At 69.9% G+C, this 2,903-nt stretch carries 5 protein-coding genes; 2 read left to right on the forward strand and 3 right to left on the reverse strand.

All coding sequences use genetic code 11. The features are described from left to right. The first annotated feature begins 14 nt into the window (after window positions 1-14). Both RIF93_RS19740 and RIF93_RS19745 read left to right on the forward strand, forming a co-directional pair. Window positions 15-1,391 (forward strand): ATP-binding protein, encoded by a 1,377-nt coding sequence (locus RIF93_RS19740; RefSeq protein ID WP_309093152.1) that lies wholly within the window; start codon window positions 15-17, stop codon window positions 1,389-1,391. Beyond that, entirely contained in the window at window positions 1,388-2,002 is a 615-nt protein-coding gene (locus RIF93_RS19745) for a response regulator (RefSeq protein ID WP_309093153.1), read from the forward strand. The genes RIF93_RS19740 and RIF93_RS19745 overlap by 4 nt, the downstream gene beginning before the upstream one ends. Here RIF93_RS19745 and RIF93_RS20760 read toward each other — a convergent pair. The 3 genes from RIF93_RS20760 to RIF93_RS19755 all read right to left on the reverse strand — a co-directional run. Further along, on the reverse strand, window positions 1,896-2,195 hold the full coding sequence (locus tag RIF93_RS20760; protein WP_375163904.1) for a recombinase family protein: 300 nt from the start codon (window positions 2,193-2,195) through the stop codon (window positions 1,896-1,898). The two genes, RIF93_RS19745 and RIF93_RS20760, sit on opposite strands and share 107 nt — an antisense overlap. 408 nt (window positions 2,196-2,603) lie before the next feature. Beyond that, entirely contained in the window at window positions 2,604-2,795 is a 192-nt protein-coding gene (locus tag RIF93_RS19750; RefSeq protein WP_309093154.1) for a hypothetical protein, read from the reverse strand. Then, window positions 2,785-2,903, reverse strand: a 119-nt coding sequence (locus tag RIF93_RS19755) for a hypothetical protein (RefSeq protein WP_309093155.1), incomplete at its 5' end; no start/stop codon positions are given. The genes RIF93_RS19750 and RIF93_RS19755, both read right to left, overlap by 11 nt.

Here is a 2,903-nt window from a genome sequence, read left to right on the forward strand (position 1 = left end):
CCTACGCTCTCGCCGTGGGCAGCGTCGCCGGCTGTATCCTGCTTCGGGCCGCGCTCGAACCGTTCGGCCAGTTCTATTACCTGCCCATGGTGCCGGCCGCCGTGGTCACGGCGCTGCTGACCCGTGCAGCCCCCACGGCACTGGCGATCGGTCTGGGCATCATGACGAACGTCCTGCTCGTGCCCCGGGAGGGGGTGATCGACACGATCGCGAACGCGAGCCTTTTCCTCGTGATCAGTTGGCTGCTGGCCGAGCTTTGCTGGGCGCAACGGCGGGTCTACCGCCAGTCGGCGTCCCTGCAGCGCGCTCTTGCGGGCAGAGACGCCGTGCTCGACACAGTGCTGGCCGCGGTTCCGGTCGTCATCCTCGACCGCGAAGGAAGGGTGCGACGCCTGACGCCCGCGGCCGCCAGCCTCTTCGGCGTGACGAACGCCGAAGCAAAAGGTTCGCCCTTCGCGGACGTGGTCGAGGACTTCGACCTGCACAGGCTGGAATCCGCGGCGTCCAGCGGTCCCCTGGAATCTCCGGCCGGCGAATGGAAGGGCCGCCGTCCGGACGGCCGCACGGTTCTGCTGAGCCTGCAGATGGGAGTGGTTCCGGAGGGCGGCGGCGACGATCACGTCGCCGTCTGCATCAGCGACGTGACCCACGTGCGTGCCGCGACCGCGCGGGCTCGGGAGCTGGACGCCCAGCTGAACCGCGTCTGGCGTCTCAACTCCCTCGGGCAGATGGCCGCCACGCTGGCGCATGAACTGAACCAGCCGCTGAGCGCGGCCGCCTCATACATGCACGCCAGCCAGCGCGACATGGCGCGTGCGGGGCCGCTTGGCGAAAGCGCCGGGCGCACGCTTGAGCTGGCCAAGATGCAGGTCCTGCGCGCCGGTGAGATCATCCGGCGCATGCGCGACCTTCTGGCGACCGGCGGCGCTCCGCTTGAGCGACAGCGGGTCTCGTCGATGATCGACGATCTGCAGCCCTCTCTCGTGCTGCTGGGGCGGGATCTGGGCATGGAGGTGCGGGTGGAGGTCGACCCGCGCGCCGACGCGGTCATGGCCGAACGCATCCAGTTCCAGCAGGCTGTCCTCAACCTGGTCCGCAACGCCATCGAGGCCGCATCGTCCAAGCAGGAACCCGTCGTCATCGTCAGCGGCCGACGGACCCAGGATGGGTATGTCGTGTCCGTAGAGGACAACGGTCCGGGCGTCCCGGCGAACGACATAGACTCGGTCGTCGGGCCGGCGAGATCGGGCAAGTCGAACGGCATGGGTCTGGGGCTGTCAGTGACGCGCACCATCGTCGACGCCCACGGCGGCGCTCTCGTGGTCGGCCGGAGCCGGCTCGGAGGGGCCGCGTTCTCGATCCACCTGCCACTTGAGGAGGAGGCGGCATGAAGTCGGACGCATCCGTCTTCGTCATAGATGACGACGCGGCGGTGCGGGATTCCCTGATCGTCCTGCTGCGCGGCGAAGGGATGCGCGCCCGCGCCTTCGCAAGCGGCGTCGATTTCTTCAACCAAATGCCTGAGGACCGCACCGCCTGCGTGATTACGGACGTACGCATGCCCGGTCTGGACGGCGGGGAGGTCGTGCGCCGATTGGCTGCCATGCCGGATCGTTCGTGGGCGATGATCGTCATCACAGGACACGCCGACGTCGCCACGGCGGTTCAGCTGATGAAGTTGGGAATCGTGGACTTCATCGAAAAGCCGATCGACCCGGCGCGACTGGTGGACACCGTCCGGGGCGTGCTCGGGCGCATCGGCGAGGACACCCTCCGGCGCGACCGGCGACAGGCCATCCGCGGCCGCCTGGGAACGCTAACGCCCCGGGAGCGACAGGTGTTCGACGATCTTGTGGAGGGCCTGTCGAACAAGGCGATTGCGCAACGGCTGTCCATCAGCCCGCGCACTGTCGAGATCTTCCGGGCCCGGGTGATGGAGAAGATGGCGGCCGACAATCTCTCGGCCCTGGTCCGGATGGGTCTTGCCGTCGCCGCAGACTGAGCCAGGCCTGCGCCTTATCCAGCCGGTCGACGATACGCGCGAAGTCCGCGAGCGAGCGGGTCAGCCGGTCGATCTTGTAGACCACAATAGTGTCGACCAGTCCCGCATCCACGTCCTCCAGCAGACGCGTGAGTCCGGGTCGCTCGATGTTGCCGCCTGAGTAGCCGCCGTCGTCGTAGACCGCCGGCAGCACCTTCCGCCCTCGCTCGCCCGGCTGCGGATGTAGGCCTCGCAGGCCTCTCTCTGCGCATGAAGGCTAGCGAAGGCCTGATCCAGACCCTCTTCGCTGCTCTTCCGCCCGTCGCCCTCCCGGGCCATCCGCAGCAGTTCCCCTGCACGCGGCCCGGCGCCGACAGGGTCGTCCGGTCGACCATGCGTCCGCTCGTGGTCCGCAGCTGCTGCATCAGAGACCACCAGCGCCAGCCCCAGCGCCCCGTGCCGCTTGACCAGCAGGACGAACTCCCCGCCGGCACGCAGGCCGTCCGCGTAGGGTCCGCCGCCACCACGTCCGCCCCCAGAGGCGGCGCCCCGGCCCCGGCCAGCGCCCCGAAGACCTCGCCGACGCCGAACTCGTGCAGCAGCGCCATCTGCCCGTCCAGGCCTAGGCCAGGGCGTGGGTGCGCCCCCCACCACCAGCCAGGCGTGGCCCCATCGGCTCGCCCCAGCGCAGGATCACGGCCCGCGCCGGATAGTCCCGCGCCGCCGCCCGGGCGGCCACGGCCGCGGCGAGCTCGGGCGAACAGCCCAGCGCCCGCACGATGGCCTCGGCCAGACCCCCGGGCTCAGCCGCCAACGGCCCCCGCGCGGTTGCGGACCAGGTCCTCCACCACCGCGGGGTCGGCCAGGGTCGAGGTGTCGCCCAGCGCGCCCACCTCGTTCTCGGCGATCTTCCTCAGGATGC

The sequence above is a fragment of the Phenylobacterium sp. genome, from assembly GCF_031181185.1.
Taxonomy (GTDB): domain Bacteria; phylum Pseudomonadota; class Alphaproteobacteria; order Caulobacterales; family Caulobacteraceae; genus Phenylobacterium.

Coding starts and splice junctions, on each gene's coding strand:
- RIF93_RS19745 (WP_309093153.1), top strand. CDS start 1,388: ATGAAGTCGGACGCATCCGTCTTCGTCATAGATGACGACGCGGCGGTG.